Source organism: Paenibacillus sp. 1781tsa1, from assembly GCF_024159265.1.
GTDB lineage: Bacteria > Bacillota > Bacilli > Paenibacillales > Paenibacillaceae > Paenibacillus.
Genome location: NZ_JAMYWY010000001.1, coordinates 741,001 through 757,977 on the forward strand (window position 1 = coordinate 741,001; position 16,977 = coordinate 757,977).

The window sequence follows — 16,977 nt, forward strand, 5'->3', positions numbered from 1 at the left end:
TGAATAAAGCTCAGGATAGTCAGGCCGTTGCCATGGAGGCAGCGGCAGAGGGCCAGGCAGTGTCCGTGACCCGCTGGAAGTTTAACTTTGGACCGGACTCGGGAAGAGCAGATGAGACAGGGGATTATCTGAAAGTAACTGCAACAACCGCATATGAGGAACGAGGAGGATACGGATTCGAAGCAGGTTCTCTGGTGTATGAGAAACAACGCATCGGAGATGATGACGTGCCGAATTCCACGAACCAACATCATAACCATCCGGGGCAGACAACCATGTCTGCCCGATTGCGTTCAGGCTTCTGTATTCCGCTCAAAGCATCGTTCATCGTGGATGTTCCCGATGGAACCTACCAAGTATTACTCGTTGCAGGTGATGAATTGGCTGAGACAGTGACCCGTGTGAAAGCTGGTGAGGGCAGGCTTGTACTGCCAACCATTCGTGCACTTCCTGGGCAATTTGCAGAGGTGCGATTCTCGGTCGTTGTTCGTGGCGGCAGACTTCGTCTGTCATTCTCCGGTCCTGCACCGAGAATCAATGCTTTGGAGATTACTCTTGCGAATCAGACCATGACCGTATTTCTTGCCGGGGATTCAACCGTAACAGATCAGCCGGAAAGTGGATATCCGTATTGCGGTTGGGGCCAGCTGTTGCCTGCGCAGTTCAAACATGATGTGGCAGTGGATAATCACGCCCAGTCAGGGCGAAGTTCCCGCAGCTTTATTAATGAAGGCAGATTAAGCGCCATTCTGGAGCGAATCAAGCCCGAAGATTTTCTGTTTATTCAATTTGGACATAACGATGAGAAGCCGGACCCTGAACGTGGGACCGATCCATTCACAACATATAAGGAATATCTGAAAAAGTATATCGATGCTGCCCGTGAAGCCAAGGCTCGTCCGGTGCTCATAACCCCGGTGCATCGTCGCTATTTTGCGGATGATGGCACATTGACCGATACCCATGGCGATTATATCATCGCCGTGCGTGAGTTGGCGGAAGAGGAAGGTGTTCCGCTGATCGATCTGGCAGAGCGCAGCCGCCTTCTGTTCGAGCAGGCGGGTGTGGAAGCCACTAAGGACGACTTTATGTGGGTGCTGCCAGGAGAGTATGTGAACTTCCCTTCAGGCGTGGAGGATAACACGCATTTTCAGGAACGCGGTGCCCGTCGCCTTGCCCAGCAGGTGGCAGAAGCCATCCGTGAGTTGCAATTACAACCGTTGCAGATGTATCTGCGGTAGGTGACTAATCGTAGCAGTTGTAGACGACTTGTTTTTACTACTCTTGGAGATAAACTACCGCAGGATTTTAAGTCCTGTGCGTCTGTATTTAAGCGAAGCGAGTTAAACGAATTAACGAGCGAGCAAAAAGTTGCCCAGCGAAGAGCGAAGGCAATAATTTTTTAAAAAGCCCATGGCGAGCGTAGCAGCGAAGAAGGGCGGAATCGGAGCAGTGGGAGCGAAGCGTCCGCCTTTGGAGCGGGATTTCCCCTGCTTGAGGGGGAATGAATAGAAATCCCGAGCCAACAAGCGGCCCACAGCCCGATCCGTCCGCCGGAGCGACAGCCCCGCGAGCCTCGCCACGTTTTTAATCTAATTATTGGAGGATATATTCAATGACATTGGAGCCGACCAAACAAGGCGCATCAGCCCATAAGAACGATCCGACAGCCACAGGTCATACCTACTGGGTTATCCCTGATGGCTACATTCCGCCGGAGAGCAGTGGCACACTGGAGAGTCATGAGAGCATTTGTGTACTGAACACCAGTGCCACGGATGCGGAGCTGCACATCACGATTTACTTTGAAGACAGAGAACCACTAGAAGATATGGTGGCGGAGGTGCAAGCGAGAAGAACAAAACATATTCGTACGGCATCGCTGCAATCTGGGGAGCATTCTATCCCGTCAGGCGTACCTTATGCAATCACTGTTTCAAGCAATATCCCTGTCATCATCCAGTACAGCCGTTTGGACACGACCCAGCCAGAATTGGCTCTGATGAGTGTCATGGCGTATCCATTGGGATAGGCATTGCGACTTGGCATAAAATTCAAACCCAAAAAGAAGATCGGTAACCTTGAGCATGTAATGCAGGTCACCGGTCTTCTTTTATTTACTGTATTTATACGTGCTTGCATTAAGGATATCCACATGCACTTCCACTTTGCCAAGTTTGAAACGCTTGAGAGGGTCAGCCCGTTGGGCGACCTCCTGTTTCCATAAGGGTAAATTGTGGCGATAGAGATGTTCCACAAGACCGTATGAATCAATTTTACGTGATTTGGTTTTCTCAAATGTATCGCGGATTTGGGACTCAATCTGTTTCTCGGCTTCCTGTTCCATGGCATGAGGTGTGCGTGGGGCTCCGTGCTCCTCAATGATAGAACTTTTAACTGAAGTCACCAGATCGAAAGTAACACCATCTCCTTTTTTCCTCGCCTGAATGCTGGTCTTGGGATGATGAAGCACAAGGGTCAGATCAGGTATCTTCCCGCCATCGCCATATACGTACAATGGATATTGATGGACTTCATCATAATTGACGTATCGTGTACCATCCGCATCTGCTCCTGCAACTCTACCCTGACTTTTCCCATTGGAAATGACATAAAATCCGTCCATTTTAATCAGTGAGGGAGTCTCATCGCCATTGTACCAAGTCTGGTTCTTATTCGTAATGGATGGCAAAAGAACTACAGCAGCAGGTTCTCTCAGGCCATCGAGAAGCTGATGAAGTCGAATGGGCTCATAACCCGAATGCTGTTTATATAGCCTCATCGGTTCGAATAATTCAATCGTTTGAGCAGATTGGTTCAGCAAAGCAGAGGGTGAGAGAACTTCTGGAATATTCTGCTCCGTAGCGTAAATCCATGGTGTGTATCTCAGCTGTCCCGAGTGCAACAAGGTGTCGAATATATCCCCCAGCTTATCGTCCAGAGCATTTTTGGATAAAACAATGGCTTTGACATGAGTCCATAATGTTTGTTGTTGTGAAGTTTCATATAGAGCATTAATAGCCATACTCAATGTTGCGCCTTCACCCCGTCCAACCCAGATCTCACTCGCTTCCCGCGCAGTCGGGCCCTCCTGCTTGGCAATACTGGAAAAATCAATTAACTGGGCATACGCAATATATTGGTTGTCCACGTAGTCTATCCCAATGGCCGTGATGAAGTTAATACTTTGCACCTCTTTGGAATCCCAGCATCCCGTTAGCAAGATCAAGCATCCGGCTAGTAGGCCACTCATAGAGGTCCATCTGATCATGGCCGTTTTCTCCGGCGAGTGGAATCTTGAGTGTGAAGAGCTTCCGGACGTTTATTTTTTTTCATGGAAGGCGGCATGGATACGGCCTGTGTGAAATCTCCTGGTATGTAAGGAGAGACGGGGGTCAGATAAGACACCCCATAACATTCTAAGGATACGAGATGTACCAAGAGGGCGAATATTCCAATCATAAATCCGAATAATCCAAGAATGGAAGAGATGAGAAGCATCCCGATCCGGACATGGGCAGTAGCTCCGCTCAGCACGGTGTTCACGAGAATATAGCTGGAGATAACTGAAATGGCTACCGTGACTATGATGGTGGGAGACGTAATCCCCGCGCGAATAGCGGCATCCCCAATGATAAGCCCGCCGACCACGCTGACGGTCTGGCCCAATGCACGTGGTAATCTGCGACCTGCTTCGTTAAATAGCTCGAACATAAAAATCATCAGAAATGCTTCCAGTGTCACAGGCATGGGCAGGCCCATTCGAGTACCAGCAATTGTAGCCAAGAGCGGTAGCGGGATCTGTTCCACATTGAAACTGGTCAGGCCAATATAGAAGGCCGGGAAGAAACAGGCAATCAGCAGTCCGGAGATGCGCAAGATTCGTTCGAAGGTAACGATGAAAAACGGTGTACTCCTATCTTCAGGAGATTTCAATTGATTGAAAAGTGTAGTTGGCGCGATGACCGCTACTGGAGAACCTTCAATGAGAACGGCAAAACGTCCATTTAACAGGGAGTCGACAACAAAATCAGGACGTTCAGTGTTATCCGTGAGCGGAAAGATGCTCCGAACCCCTCCCATGACAGCCCGCTCCATGATCGAGGTACCCAGAATGCCATCGATCTCAATCTGGTCCAGATTGTGTCGTGCTTCTTTTAGAATGTCTGGATTAATAATATCTTTCACATACAGTAGTCCAATGGCAGTTTGAGTACGACCGCCTTTGACATATTTCTCGTAACACATCGAAGATGTTTTCATCCGTTTGCGAATAAGGGCCACGTTTGTAGTGAGTTCTTCGGTGAATCCATCGCGCGGGCCTTTAACGGATGTCTCAATGGCTGATTCTTCTGGACTGCGTCCTGGTATATCAGCAATATCCAGACTGCAGGACTGAACACCATTATCAAAAATGATCAGTAGTTGTCCACTAAAAATCAACAGATTAAGTTTCTTGAAATTTGTGATATCCTCAATCGGATTTAAGGTTAATCCCAACTCTTTGGGTTGTGATTCCTCAATGATTAGAGCATGCTGCTCTAGACGTGGGATAATAAATTGGTTGATTTGTTTACCGTCGACAAGCCCTTCGCAATACAGTAAGATTACTGGCTGATCAGATTCGTCTTTAACAGGAAAGGTCTGAATAACGACATCTGCACATGGATTAAACTGCTCTTTCAAAGAGGCAAGCAGTGTTTCATGGGACGTGGTGTCAATCGCTTGATGCTCCATGATGTTTCCTCCTCTGATGGCGTGAATGGATAAAGGCAACCGTCGTCGCGATAATCGCAAGTCCGCTCAGATACACGAGATTGAACGGAAATATGTATTCGACCAGAAGCTTTTCGAAGGTCATATCATCCAGAGGATACAACATGGTTAGAATAAAGAAGACACCTAACGAGATACAACTGATAAGCCTTCTGGTAGAGCTCTTAATATTCCATATTTCTACTACAATATACATGGCGAGACTAATCCGGGTGAACGAGCCTGCGAGCCACTGGTAGATGGAAAAGAAGTCGGTCTGGGCGATGTACTTGCCCAAGGAGGCAATTCGCCATTCTTCAAAGGCGGGATAGCGCATTTTGGCAGCCTCAAAAGGATCAAATTCCACAATCGCCCCGATGAGTGGGCCGACTGTTAGTCCCACAAGAATGAGTGCGAGCATCAGATACTGCCATACACGTATACGTTTGGTGAGATGAGGCTGGATATACCAGATGAACAGCAGTTCAAACATGCCTGCAAGACTATAAATCATGCCATTCAGTACAGGATGCCAGCCATGTTCTAACACAGGCAGGAGACGGCTGTAATCCTTGTATTGAGTGTTCACAATTGCAACATAGAAGCCCAGTAGTACCACCAGTGGAAGGATCAATCCTGCCGTAAATGCCAGGGAGCGGATGCCTTTATATGCCCCATAGGCACATAGAGACATGAGAGCAATACTGGTTACCAGAATTGGCGTTTCTGTCAGGTAATTTGTTTTGGCCCAAGTCGTGGTATCGTGTAGGGTGAAATAGATTGCGCTCAGAAAAAAGAGACTGTTACCAACTCGAAAGAACAGGCCGATAGGCTTGCCGAGACGGGATGTTAACCATTCATGCAGGGTTTGATGCTGGAGGAAACGAGAGACATAAGCGAGCATTAGCGCAAATATCAGAAATGGTCCGGCTGATAGCAGGACGGAAATCCAAGAATCCCTTTTGGCCGCAGCCAAAAGGGCAGGAATAATCAGAACATGGCTGATCAAGCCAACGGACAACATGATCAACATCATAGCTTGTAAAAAAGAAGGTTGTGTTCGTTTCATGCTGAGGGGTCTCCTTTTCCCGATAGACTGTCCTCAGCAGTGTTAACGGGATTGGAGTGCTTCATACTGTCAGTCGAAATAACGAATACCCATGGCTTCTCTTTTACCTTTAGCATCGTTTCCCGAGCCGCTCTCCAGTCAAAATGCAGAGTTTGGGGAGGATGGGAGCGAATAACTCGTTGAACCGGCGAACCAACTTCCGCGCTGCCTCAATATGGGAAATCTTACTTGATCCCGGTGACCAGCCTGTGTTTGCGACCGCTCATATTAGTGCCAAGCACACCGGCGATAATCAACAATGCACCAATATAGTGGTAGCTACCCACTGGTTCATGCAATATCCATGCACCTCCTACGATGGAGATGAGTGTGGACAGATTGCTGAATACACTCATTTGCGAGGCCTCCAGATGGGTCAGGGCATAGCTCGCGAGCAGGGTGGAGATCATGGTGGAGAGAATTGCCAGATATGCGAGGGCACCCAGATAGGATGTATCTCCAAGTGGTTTGATGTAGTCCATCATGGAACCACTGGACGCATGTCGGATCAGGGAAGCGGCGTTAAATACAATACAGCCAACCATTAATGTGACCCATGTTAGTTCCATTGGTTTGTACTTCTGGGTTAATGGTCTTGCAAGCACACCATAACCTGCAAAACAGACCGTGGATAGCAGCAATAATGCAATGCCCTTCAGGTTACTCATCGATACGCCGCTTCCTTGCATCATGAAAATAAAGACCACTCCAGCGACAGACAGTAGCAGGAACAGCTTCTGCATCGTGGATGTACGTTCCTTCAGGAAAACTGAAGCGAGAACGAGTGTGAATACAGGGGCCATAGCCTGAATAATTCCGGCTTCCGATGAGTTAGACGAGACGAGTCCAAAGGCTTGAAAGGCAAAAAATAGGACGGGAGATAACAGCCCCAGTGGAATAATTCGCCACAGATCACGAAGGCTCAGTCGGATTTTGATCCAACCCAAAATGACAGGAATGCTAACAACAATCAGCGACAGCGCAAATCGGTGGGCAAGCACATCAATGGGATGTGCAACAGTGACCGTCATTTTAACAAATAGAAAAGATAGGCCGATAATAGCCGCGTACAATACAGCTGCGATATATGCGTATCCCCGAGTATGTGCTGTGTTCATGAATGCTCCTCCAATACATTTGTCATAGCGTATGATCTTTATCATCCTGAAATATGTCAGGTTCAAGGCACGTGCTTGCCTTATTCAATATACTGCCGGGTGCATCGTGCTACAATAGATAAAAGGTTAAACTGTAACGGTACAATTGTAGGAGAGGGATGGGTGCGGTGAGAAAATATGAAGTGATTGCCGAAGCATTAAAGCAATGGATTCAGGAACAGATGCAGCGGCAGGATCGTCGCCAGTGGGCAGATAAGGGCATCCGACTTCCAGCAGTTCGAGTTATAGCTGAACAGTATCAATGCAGTGTAAGCACAGCAATTCGTGCATATGAGTGGCTGGAACAGCGGCATTTGGTGTACGCCATCCCTCAATCCGGTTATTATGCCGTACAGAACGGGACAGGTGCTCAGGACATGGACTGGCAGGGAGCATTGGACTTCGCTTCGGCTGCTCCGGATCCGCGGGTGTTCCCTTATGCAGACTTTCGTCATTGTGTGGATCAGGCGATGGAGAAAAAACAGACAGAGTTGTTCATGTATGGCACGGATCAGGGATTACCTTCGCTAATTCTATTGTTGCAGAAGCAGTTTGCGGATTATCAGGTGTTTGCGAGAACGGAGCAGTTCTTTATCACATCAGGTGTGCAACAGGCGCTGGCTGTACTTGCATTGATGCCTTTTCCCAATGGAAAGAGAACAGTAATGCTTGAACTACCAACCTATCACAATATGCCCTCCCTACTGAGTGGATTGAATGTGCCTATTTCAGGTGTGAGACGTACCCAAGATGGGTTGGACTGGGCATCGCTTGAACGTCAGTTCGCTGAGGAAGAGATCAAGTTTTTCTATGTCATGCCGCGCTTTCACAATCCGATTGGCACATCGTTAACGGTTGCTGAGAAGAAGAGACTGATCCGGCTTGCACAGCGGTACGATGTGTATCTGGTGGAGGATGATTATCTGGCGGATCTGGAGGACAATACGAAACAGGACCCGCTATGGTCCTATGATACGGAAGGCCGGATCATCTATCTGAAGAGTTACTCCAAAATTTTGTTTCCAGGCTTGCGCATTGGTGTAGCTGTTCTGCCCGCACCACTCATTCAATCTTTTGGGGCTTACAAAAAAATGCTTGATATCGACACTTCCGTCCTGTCTCAAGCTGCTCTGGAGATCTATGTCCATAGCGGTATGTTTGCTCATCACAGGAAAGTGATTCGTAACCGATATGCTGCCCGGATGCACACGGTGCATGAGCAGCTGGACGCCTATCCAGACTTTGCTCCATTTATGGAGGCTCCTCGAACAGGAGGGGAGCATACGGTGTTACCTTTGGCGGGTGATATGCCGCTTCGTGTTCTGCTGTCCCGGCTTCAAAAGCGCGGAGTCATCGTGGATACGACTGAACGGTATTATCCGGAGGGAACCTATCAGGTACATCAGGATCAGATGTTGCGATTGAACATCTCCAATGTGCCGAAGCAGCGAATCGAGGAAGGGATGCAGGTGATCCGGGAGGAAATTCTGAAACTTCAGATCAGGCAGAAATAACTAGAAAAATCGGAATGTTGTCCGTATATATCAAAAGGCGTCCACACAAGTTGAGCACTTGTTGGACTCCTTTTCCATGAGTTGTTATCCATCTACAATACAGCTTGTACGCTATATTGTAGATGGAAATAATCCAATTTATTCTTGAGCCATCGCCTTAAAGGAAGCTTCTGCGGCTTCCAATGTAGCCTGAACATCTTCATCTGTATGAGCCGTGGTCAGGAACCAGGCCTCATATTTGGATGGAGCGAGGTTAATGCCACGATCCAGCATGTGACGGAAGAAGGAAGCGAAGCGTTCTCCGTCCGTGTCTTGGGCATGATCGTAGTTCGTCACCGGATGATCACAGAAATGGGTGGAGAATGCACCGCGAATCCGGTTGATTGTCAGTGCAATCCCATGACGGTCAGCAGAAGCTTGCAGACCTGCTGTCAGGTCAATAGCAAGGCGTTCCATCTCTTCGTATACACCCGCGCCTTGCAGGACCTCAAGACATGCGATACCAGCCGAGATGGATGCAGGGTTACCAGCCATCGTTCCCGCTTGATAAGCCGGGCCGAGTGGAGCAACCTGCTCCATAACGTGTTTGCGTCCGCCGTAAGCACCGATGGGCAGGCCCCCACCAATAATTTTACCAAGAGCCGTCAGATCCGGTTCAATCTCCGCATGATTATCGAGTCCGGCATACGTCTGTGTAGAACCATAATGGAAACGGAAAGCTGTAATAACCTCATCATAGATAACCAGTGAGCCGTTGGCGCGTGTCATGGCACAGAGACCTTCCAGGAAGCCAGGTTCCGGCATAACCATACCGAAGTTGCCAACGATTGGTTCAACCATGACTGCGGCAACATCGTCACCCCAGTGCTCCAGTGCAGCATTTAGGCTATCCAGGTCATTGTAAGGCACGGTGATGACTTCTTGCGCAATACTGGTAGGAATGCCGGCACTATCCGGGATACCCAGCGTAGAAGGGCCAGAACCGGCAGCCACAAGCACCAGATCCGAGTGACCATGGTAACATCCGGCGAATTTTACGATCTTGTTGCGTTTGGTATAGGCACGAGCGACCCGAATCGTAGTCATGACAGCCTCTGTACCGGAGTTAACAAAGCGTACTTTATCCATGGAAGGAATGGCTTCCTTCAGCATTTTGGCAAGCTTGATTTCTAGTTCAGTCGGAGTACCGTACAGTACTCCATTGGCTGCTGCTTCCGTAATGGCCTGCGTAATATGCGGGTGGGCATGTCCTGTAACAATCGGACCGTAAGCAGCCAGATAATCAATGTAACGGTTGTCATCAACATCCCAGAAGTGGGCGCCCTGGGCTTTTTTCATAAATACAGGTGCACCGCCACCAACGGCTTTAAACGAGCGTGAAGGGCTGTTCACACCTCCTACAATATGTTCAAGTGCTTCTGCGTATAGAAGTTCGGATCGGGAACGTGATGGTTTCATAAGATAACTTCCTTTCGTAATTCGAAATATGATAAAGGTACAAGCCACAGAAAGATATGATGATTTTCTCATATTACTATAGCCGGGCACAACGAGAGGGCAGCGTAATGGCTGCCCTCTGCATGTTTAGATTACTGAGCCGGTTGCTCTGACTTCTGATCGTCACCACTGGCTGTTTTATCTTCGGTGCTGGTCGTACTGTCATCCGTTGTAGCAGGCGGGTGAATAATATCCTGAATATGCTGCTTCAATTTCTCTTCATTGGTAACCGTCAATACTTGCGCACCACCTGCTGTACGTTCTTCTTTCAACAGGTTCATTGGTGGGATCTGCTCACTGCCGTTCATGCTGCTCTGGTATCCGAGTCCACCCAGCTTCCACATATCGGAGAGTGTCAGATTCGTATCTACATAAGGATTGACCTGTTCCAGAATGGCAGGCAGTTTGGCAATGGTAGTCGTGGACTGCATTTTCGCCGTAACAGCTTTCAGCAATTCACGCTGGCGCTCGGAACGAGCAAAATCCGACATCGCATCATGACGGAAACGAACGTACATGAGAGCTGTCTCGCCATCCAGATGCTGATACCCTTTTTTGAGATCAATATCGTATTCGTTATTGTCTGCTTTACTTGTATAATGCATGTCTTTCTCCACATTAAAATCAACACCGCCAACGGCATCCACCAATTTGATGAATCCCTGGAAATCCGTATACACATAATACTGTACAGGAATGCCGAGCAGGTCGCCGGCAGCTTGCATCGCTGCATTAGGACCATGGGTGATGGCGGTATTGATCCGCTCCTTGCCATATCCGTCAATATTGACGTAAGTGTCGCGCAGAATGGAGAACAGATTGATTTTTTTAGTAAGTGGGTCGAGCGATACGACCATCATGCTGTCGGAGCGAGGAACTTCACCTTTTTTCAATCCACGTGCATCGACACCCATAACGAGAATATTGACCGTTTCTGTGCCTTCCCATTTGGGTGGGTCAGGAGTATTTACTTTCTCCACATTTTCGATACCTGCGAATGGTGAATCGTCGCCGTCCTTTGCCAAACCGTCCAACTGATTGAGAATAGAACCGAAATAATATGCCGCTGCTCCTCCAATAATTAACACGAAGGCGGCAAGAGAAATCCATATGGTTCTCTTCGTCTTTCTGGTCATGCTAGCTCTCCTTTGTATTTGAGATGAAATAAAAAAACGAGTTCGAGTATTCAAGTAAGATGTAGTCGGAGCTTTCCGTACACGTCTTTTCCCATACATAAGGGCAGGACGCGGCTCCAGACTATTTTAAAGCTTGCTGAATTTTGACTGATACCATTATAATTTCTTTTTGGGCTACAAGCAATTTCAACAAAATCCAAGTGAGGTATAATCATGCTGGCGATTGATGTCAAAGATTTGCGCAAGTCGTTTAGCGTCCAGAAAAGCCGAGGTGGGCTGAAGGGCGCGTTCCAGGACCTGTTTGCACGTCAGTACCAAGAGGTATTGGCTGTAAATGATATTTCATTTCAGATTCCGCAGGGCGAAATATGCGGATATATCGGGGAGAACGGTGCCGGTAAATCAACAACAATCAAGATGTTGACCGGCATTTTGGTGCCTACTTCAGGGCAAATATCGGTTGGTGGATATGTTCCGTATCAGGAACGGGAGAAGTTTGTACAGAATATTGGTGTTGTTTTTGGTCAGCGCAGTCAATTGTGGTGGGATATTGGCGTTATCGAATCCTTCCATTTATTGCGCAAAGTATATCGTGTAGGAGAAGTCGATTTCCGTAAAAGGCTGGATGAACTGGTTGAGCGATTGCAGCTTCAGGACCTGTTAAGTCGTCCGGTGCGGAAGCTCAGTCTCGGTCAGCGTATGCGCTGTGAGTTGGTGGCAGCATTGTTGCACAACCCGAGTATTGTTTTTCTGGATGAGCCAACCATTGGCCTGGATATTGTCGTGAAGTCGGAAATTCGGGATTTCTTGAAAGACATGAATAAGGAGCATGGAACAACCATTCTGCTCACAACCCATGATTTGCAGGACATTGAGGCCCTATGTTCCAGGGTGATCATGCTTGATGCGGGTAACATCATCTATGATGGAGGTCTGGATCATCTGAAGTCCCAATGGGGCAAGGAAAGGGAAATCCGCTTCAAGTTCGGTTCAGCTCACAACATGAGTCAGATGCAGGAATGGACTGCGGCGCTACCTGTACGTTGGACGGTAGAGAATGAATTGTCTGCATCCGTATGGATTCCACTGGAATTGAACGTTTCGGATGTACTCGGACGGGTCGTTGGACAAGCCGATATTACCGATATTCAGATTATAGAGATTAACACGGATGAGATTGTGCGCAGTATTTACCAATCCGGTTCCGCCGAGCGTCCCGAGATTGTGGGAGCAGGGAAAGAAGCGGTGGGTGTATCCTGAGATGAATAGTGCATTTATTGATTTTATGCGCATCCGTTTTCTAACGATGCTGGCATACCGGGTGAATTATTACTCCGGCATTTTGATATATACGCTGAATATCGGCGTGTATTACTTTACCTGGCAAGCCATTTACGGCAGCAGTGGTGAACTTGGCGGCTTCACGGCAGCGCAGATGACCACTTACATCGCTGTATCCTGGATGGCACGTGCCTTTTACTTTAACAACCTGGACCGAGAGATTGCCGCAGACATACGGGATGGTTCCATTGCGATTCAATTCATCAGGCCAATCAATTACGTTATGGTCAAAATGATGCAGGGTCTTGGCGAAGGCATTTTCCGCTTCCTGCTCCTCATGATTCCGGGGATGCTCATTGCCATTCTGCTGTTCCCGGTCGAACTGCCTACGGCCCCATCGGCGTGGATTGGCTTTCTCGTCATGTTGTTCTTCAGTTTCCTCATTAATTCCCAGATTAATGTGATCACGGGACTGGCGGCATTTTTTGTGGAAAATAATGAAGGCATGATGCGTATGAAACGCGTCGTGGTTGATTTGTTCTCCGGTCTAATCATCCCGATCAGCCTGTATCCAGGCTGGATGTCCGCGGTGATGAAGGTATTGCCTTTTCAGGCCATTACGTATCTGCCCGGTTCGGTCTTCACAGGAAGAGTGGAAGGTACCGCCATCTGGAATGTACTCGGTATTCAGGTGTTCTGGTTCGCCGTGCTACTGCTTCCGATGGTACTGATCTGGCGTAAGGCGCGCAAGCGTCTGTTCGTGCAAGGGGGATAACGGAATGTACTATATGGGTCTGATCTGGGAATATTTGAAGAACTACATGAAAACACGACTCACGTACCGTGCTGATTTCTGGGTGGAGATCCTATCGGATCTGCTGTTCCAGGCAACCAACCTGATCTTTATCTTTGTGGTCTTTCGCCATACGGATAACCTGGGCGGCTGGAGTGAGAGTGAAGTGCTCTTTGTTTATGGATATTTTATGGTGCCCTATGGCATTTTCAGTTGTTTTATCAATCTGTGGGGATTCAGTGAGCGGTATATCGTCAAAGGCGAGATGGATCGTATCCTGACACGCCCTGCACATAATCTGTTTCAGATTTTGCTTGAAAATGTAGACCCGCCTGCACTCGTGGGCTCGTTTATCGGCTTGATCATCATGATCTTCAGCGGAGCAGAGATGGGCTTGGTGCTGGAATGGTGGCATATTCCTGCCTTGATAATTCTGGCACTCAGCTCAGTAATGATCTATGCCGGAATCTACACCACACTGACTTCGTTGTCCTTTTATTCGGACGCACCAACAGGTATTCTGCCATTGATGTATAACATCCAAGGGTATGGTCGTTACCCGGTAACGATCTACAACCGTGCCATTCAGGTGCTGTTGACCTGGATCATTCCGTTTGCCTTCGTGGGTATCTATCCGGCTGCCTTGTTCCTGGAGAGGTCCGAGATGCATCGCATGGCGCTCCTGACCCCTGTGATGGGGCTGGTGTTTGGTTCCATGGGCTTGCTTCTGTGGAATTATGGTGTGAAAAGGTATCGCGGAGCAGGATCATAATAACGCCTATAACATTCATGGGCGAGACTAGGGAGGAACTGACATGACGTTAACTGTAGGCGAATTGGCACCGGATTTTGAGCTTCCGTCCAGTACGGGGGAAACGGTGAAGCTTTCCGATTACCGCGGACAGCGGGTGCTGCTTTATTTTTATCCCAAGGATATGACCTCGTCCTGTACGCAACAGGCTTGTGATTTCCGGGATCGACATGCTGAATTTGAAGGGCTGAACACGGTCATTCTCGGGATCAGTACCGATCCGATGAAACAGCATGATAAGTTTATCGCCAAATATGGACTGCCGTTCACCTTGTTATCAGATGAAGAACACCTTGTAGCCGAGCAATACGGTGTATGGCAGCTGAAGAAAATGTATGGCAAGGAGTACATGGGTATGGTTCGCTCCACTTTTCTGATTGATGAAAAGGGGAAATTGATCAAGGATTGGTCCAAAGTTCGGGTCAAAGGACATATTGAGGCAGCACTTGAGGCTGTGAAGGCATTGTAATGTAATGACCTGGATATGTATGAGTGAATACATCTTATCCGTTTCATCACCAAAGGCTGTGTTTCGCGGGGTATACCGTGAACACAGCCTTTTTAGGTGGACAATCGTTTATGATTAGTTGAATTGTTCTTGCTCTTGCGAGAACGAAGCCGATGCACGAGCAGAAGGAATAGCGGAATAATAAAACTTACAGTGATATCCCAATCCACCCAAGCGGGCATGATCGTATTGGTGTAGAAAATGACATTGGGAGATATCAGTACAGCTAAAGCGAATAATAACATGGCTGATGGCAGGATGAGAGGCTTATATGTCTTTAACTGAAATAGCTGTGCTGTTCCAATGACAAAAGAGAACATGTACAGCAGGCTTTTGAAATAGGTAGCAATCAACCAAGCGGTCGCCATGAACGCCTCAATTCGCTCGAAAAAGTTGCCGATATTAATTTTCTGAGACAAGGTATAGGAGATGTAGATGTCATGTTGGGTCACAAAGGGGCCAAAGATCATCAAGGAAATGAGCAACAGGGTGGTTAACAATAAGCCTCCACATAAGGTAGCGAGTAACATGTCACGTTTGATATGTGGCCCTGACATAACATAAGGGAGAACCATGGTAATCACGATTAGTTCACCAAAGGAAGTGAAAGCTCCCTTAATGGTAGACTGAATCAGTTGGAGCCAGGGGGTGTTCAAGTAAGGCTGTAGATGTGAAATGTTTACTTTGGGTATCAGCCCCATGAATAACAGGATCATAAATGTAACAACAATCGGCGTCAGCAATTCACTGCTTGCACTTATTGTATTCAAGCCATGCATAACTCCCCAGACAAGAGCGCACATAAGGATAATTAGAATGACCCGGATGGGGGTCTGGAGGTAGATCTGTGTGGTCATAAAGTCACCAACTTCACGGATACATATGGCAGCGCCTATGGCGAAATAAAACAGATATGCAGATGACAAAACAGCCCCTGCCCACCGGCCAAGTATTTTTTGGCAGATTTCAATAAGGGACAGATCAGGATGTGTCTGATGAAGTTTGTATAGAACCCATATGATGAGTAAGCCGATCGGCTGACCGATAAGAGAACAGAACCAGGAATCCTGTTTGCCGGAAGCAGTAACCACGGAAGGATAGAGCAGAATCATGTCTCCAACCATGACAAGGAAGGTTAGCAGTGCAAATTGCCTAATGGTGATTTTCTCTTTAATTAACATAGACCGCACTCCTTCCCTAGATTCAATATGGATGACATTCGTTGCTGAATTTCAATTTTTTACCCGTACCAGGCTCCTTCCCGAAAAAAGTATTCATTCCTGTGAGGCATTGTTGTGAGTAACCGATGATTTTCTGTGCGACTTGAGCAATTGTATCAGCAGGAGACAGCCGGGTAGAATGATCCCCAGAGTAGTATCCCAATCTACCCAATAGGGAACAACGGTGATTACGATAAAGGTTACGGTTGGTGAGACAAGATTGGCTAATCCGAAAACGAGTAGCGACGCTGGAAGCACAAGCATCCGATACTGCTTAAGCTTGAACAGTTCCGCACAACCAACAATAAAGGCGTATAAGTATATCATCGCTTTGAAGTAAGTAGAGATCAGCCAGGAAGAGGCCATAATAGCTTCAATACGTTCAAAGAAGCTTCCAATACTAATTTTCTGGGATAAAACAAAAGAAGCATATATGTTATGTTGCGTGAGAAAGGCACCCAAGACCAGCAATGATATGGTAACAAGTGTTGCCAATACCAGGTTGCCTAGGCCTGCTGCAATAATTACGTCCCGTGTTCGATGAGCCTGCTTGGCAACGTAGGGCAGGATCATCATGATGGGGACGACTTCACCAATGGGATATATAATGCTTACCAGAATGCCCTGCAAAATAGAGACAACACTTGTATCACTTACGGGCTTCAAATTGCTGGTATCAACCTGGGGAAGCAGGCAGACTGCAAGAACGACAATAAACACAATAACGACAGGCATCAGTAGTTCACTACTTCGCCCCATCGCCTCCAATCCGTGAAATACCCCCCAGCCGATCACGATGACAAACATCAGAATGACGATACGAATGGGAGTGTACTGGAAGATTTGAGTCGTCATGAAATCGCCGACTTCTCTCGTATGGGTGGAAGCACCAATAATAAAAAAGAACAGGTAGAAACAGGAAAAGAGAGTACCTGGCCAGAACCCCAGAATGCTTCGTGCCATCTGTACCAGATTTTTTTCTGGATGCAAACTGCACAACTTCAGGATCATGGCCATCAGTGCCATTCCCAGAGGGACGCCTATGAAAGCACATATCCAGGAGTCTTGTTTCGCATAGGATGTGATGACTGAGGGGTAGATCAGCATCATATCCCCGACCACTATCAAAAAAGTGAGAGTAGTCAATTGTCTTGTACCAAGGCGCCCCTGTTCAAGCATAATGGTCCTCTCCTTTTT

The 16,977-nt window shown here is 47.6% G+C and carries 15 protein-coding genes; 7 read left to right on the forward strand and 8 right to left on the reverse strand.

Features of this window, described 5'->3' with window-relative positions; translation table 11 throughout:
* Nucleotides 1-32 precede the first annotated feature (32 nt).
* Nucleotides 33-1,241, forward strand: coding sequence for a rhamnogalacturonan acetylesterase (locus NKT06_RS03475; RefSeq protein WP_483311608.1), 1,209 nt, complete (start codon nt 33-35; stop codon nt 1,239-1,241).
* Between the two features lie 374 nt (nt 1,242-1,615).
* Nucleotides 1,616-2,032 (forward strand): sensory rhodopsin transducer, encoded by a 417-nt coding sequence (locus NKT06_RS03480; RefSeq protein WP_253429941.1) that lies wholly within the window; start codon nt 1,616-1,618, stop codon nt 2,030-2,032.
* Nucleotides 2,033-2,113: 81 nt separating this feature from the next.
* On the opposite strand, the gene NKT06_RS03485 is transcribed toward NKT06_RS03480, so the two are convergent.
* The 4 genes from NKT06_RS03485 to NKT06_RS03500 all read right to left on the reverse strand — a co-directional run bounded on the left by NKT06_RS03485 (nt 2,114) and on the right by NKT06_RS03500 (nt 6,981).
* Entirely contained in the window at nt 2,114-3,271 is a 1,158-nt protein-coding gene (locus NKT06_RS03485) for a Ger(x)C family spore germination protein (RefSeq protein WP_253429944.1), read from the reverse strand.
* Nucleotides 3,268-4,737 carry a spore germination protein gene (locus NKT06_RS03490; RefSeq protein ID WP_253429947.1) on the reverse strand — a complete coding sequence of 490 codons (1,470 nt, stop codon included), beginning with the start codon at nt 4,735-4,737 and terminating at the stop codon, nt 3,268-3,270. The genes NKT06_RS03485 and NKT06_RS03490 overlap by 4 nt, the downstream gene beginning before the upstream one ends.
* Nucleotides 4,718-5,824 carry a GerAB/ArcD/ProY family transporter gene (locus NKT06_RS03495; protein ID WP_253429951.1) on the reverse strand — a complete coding sequence of 369 codons (1,107 nt, stop codon included), beginning with the start codon at nt 5,822-5,824 and terminating at the stop codon, nt 4,718-4,720. Before NKT06_RS03495 ends, NKT06_RS03490 begins: the two co-directional genes overlap by 20 nt.
* 224 nt (nt 5,825-6,048) lie before the next feature.
* Nucleotides 6,049-6,981, reverse strand: coding sequence for a DMT family transporter (locus tag NKT06_RS03500; RefSeq protein ID WP_253429954.1), 933 nt, complete (start codon nt 6,979-6,981; stop codon nt 6,049-6,051).
* Nucleotides 6,982-7,139: 158 nt separating this feature from the next.
* Between NKT06_RS03500 and NKT06_RS03505 the strand changes: the two genes are divergently transcribed.
* Nucleotides 7,140-8,534, forward strand: a complete 1,395-nt coding sequence (locus tag NKT06_RS03505) for an aminotransferase-like domain-containing protein (RefSeq protein ID WP_253429956.1) — start codon at nt 7,140-7,142, stop codon at nt 8,532-8,534.
* 138 nt (nt 8,535-8,672) lie between these two features.
* Here the strand turns inward: NKT06_RS03505 and NKT06_RS03510 are convergent, their stop codons facing one another.
* Both NKT06_RS03510 and NKT06_RS03515 read right to left on the reverse strand, forming a co-directional pair.
* On the reverse strand, nt 8,673-9,992 hold the full coding sequence (locus tag NKT06_RS03510; RefSeq protein ID WP_253429959.1) for a glutamate-1-semialdehyde 2,1-aminomutase: 1,320 nt from the start codon (nt 9,990-9,992) through the stop codon (nt 8,673-8,675).
* 131 nt (nt 9,993-10,123) lie between these two features.
* Nucleotides 10,124-11,167, reverse strand: a complete 1,044-nt coding sequence (locus NKT06_RS03515) for an LCP family protein (RefSeq protein ID WP_253429963.1) — start codon at nt 11,165-11,167, stop codon at nt 10,124-10,126.
* Between the two features lie 213 nt (nt 11,168-11,380).
* On the opposite strand from NKT06_RS03515, the gene NKT06_RS03520 reads away from it, so the two are divergent.
* Genes NKT06_RS03520 through bcp form a run of 4 tightly spaced genes read left to right on the forward strand, consistent with a single transcriptional unit; the run spans nt 11,381 to nt 14,521 of the window.
* The gene (locus tag NKT06_RS03520) at nt 11,381-12,427 is read left to right on the forward strand and encodes an ABC transporter ATP-binding protein (RefSeq protein WP_101315092.1); all 1,047 of its coding nucleotides are present in this window, start codon (nt 11,381-11,383) and stop codon (nt 12,425-12,427) included.
* A 1-nt stretch (nt 12,428) separates the two neighbouring features.
* Nucleotides 12,429-13,223: an ABC transporter permease gene (locus NKT06_RS03525; protein WP_062837592.1), complete on the forward strand. Its 795-nt coding sequence runs from the start codon at nt 12,429-12,431 to the stop codon at nt 13,221-13,223.
* 4 nt (nt 13,224-13,227) lie between these two features.
* Nucleotides 13,228-14,013 (forward strand): ABC transporter permease, encoded by a 786-nt coding sequence (locus tag NKT06_RS03530; protein WP_253429966.1) that lies wholly within the window; start codon nt 13,228-13,230, stop codon nt 14,011-14,013.
* A 43-nt stretch (nt 14,014-14,056) separates the two neighbouring features.
* A complete protein-coding gene (gene bcp / locus NKT06_RS03535; protein WP_253429969.1) occupies nt 14,057-14,521 on the forward strand; it encodes a thioredoxin-dependent thiol peroxidase in 465 nt (154 codons plus the stop codon).
* 92 nt (nt 14,522-14,613) lie between these two features.
* On the opposite strand, the gene NKT06_RS03540 is transcribed toward bcp, so the two are convergent.
* Both NKT06_RS03540 and NKT06_RS03545 read right to left on the reverse strand, forming a co-directional pair.
* A complete protein-coding gene (locus NKT06_RS03540; protein WP_253429972.1) occupies nt 14,614-15,741 on the reverse strand; it encodes a GerAB/ArcD/ProY family transporter in 1,128 nt (375 codons plus the stop codon).
* 93 nt (nt 15,742-15,834) lie between these two features.
* Entirely contained in the window at nt 15,835-16,959 is a 1,125-nt protein-coding gene (locus NKT06_RS03545; protein WP_253429975.1) for a GerAB/ArcD/ProY family transporter, read from the reverse strand.
* Nucleotides 16,960-16,977 lie beyond the last annotated feature (18 nt).